Genomic DNA, 1,011 nt, shown 5'->3' with positions numbered 1-1,011 from the left:
GTCCAACCTGATGCCCGACATGGCGGGCGGCAAATGCGACATGGCTGTTGGCGGCATCTCGGTAACCACCGAGCGGCAAAAGCGCGCCTTCTTCAGCACGCCCTACATGGTCAACGGCAAGACGCCAATTGCGCGCTGCGCCGATGTGGCCAAATACCAGACCGTGGCCGACATCGACAAGCCCGCCACGCGCGTCATCTTCAATCCGGGCGGCAGCAACGAGCGTTTTGCCCGCGCCAACTTCAAGCAGGCGCAGATGCGGCTCAACCCCGAGAACCTGACGATCTTTGACGAAATCCTGGCCAACCGCGCCGATGTCTTCGTCACCGAATCGGCCGAGGCGATCACCCAGCAGAGGCTGAAGCCGGGCCTGTGCGCGATCAACCCCGACAAACCGCTGCAGTACGGCGAAATGGCTTACCTGTTGCCGCGCGGGGACGTGACGTTCAAAGCTTACGTGGACCAGTGGCTGCACCTGGCCAAAGCCAGCGGTGACTACCAGCGCGTGGAGAGCCAATGGCTGAAGTAGAGAGCAACACGCCACCGCCGGCAGTCTACGGCCAGTCTGACCGCCCGCCGCGGGGTGACTACGCACGTGGCGGCCAGGTCAATGCGGACTACACCTGCCCCCAAAACTACGCGGCCTATACCGCGCAAGACCACGACACCTACCGGCGCCTCTACACGCGGCAGACGGCGCTTCTGGCGGGCCGGGCCTGCAGCGCATTTATCAAAGCCCTGCCCAGCCTGGGCGCAAGTGATGCCATCCCGCGGTTTGAAGACGTGAACGAGCGGCTCTTCAAAGCCACTGGCTGGCAGCTGGTGGGTGTGCCGGGGCTGATTCCCGAGGTGCCCTTTTTCACGTTGCTGGCGAATCGCAAGTTTCCGGTGACGGACTGGATACGCACGCCGGCCGAATTCGACTACATCGTCGAGCCCGACATCTTTCACGATTTGTTCGGCCACGTGCCGCTGCTGTTCGACCCGAGCTACGCCGATCACATCCAGACC

General features: G+C 63.1%; 1 protein-coding gene and 1 pseudogene. Both read left to right on the top strand.

The annotated features are described in order from the left end of the window. Positions 1-529 (top strand): transporter substrate-binding domain-containing protein (locus tag AC1DWI_RS24385; RefSeq protein WP_477726071.1); only part of this gene is annotated, 529 nt, incomplete at its 5' end. Continuing rightward, a pseudogene (locus AC1DWI_RS24380) lies at positions 517-1,011 on the top strand (phenylalanine 4-monooxygenase); the annotation flags it as partial. The gene AC1DWI_RS24385 and the pseudogene AC1DWI_RS24380, both read left to right, overlap by 13 nt.

Source organism: Polaromonas sp. P3_C2, from assembly GCF_056402675.1.
This window is presented reverse-complemented; position numbering and strand designations above follow the sequence as displayed.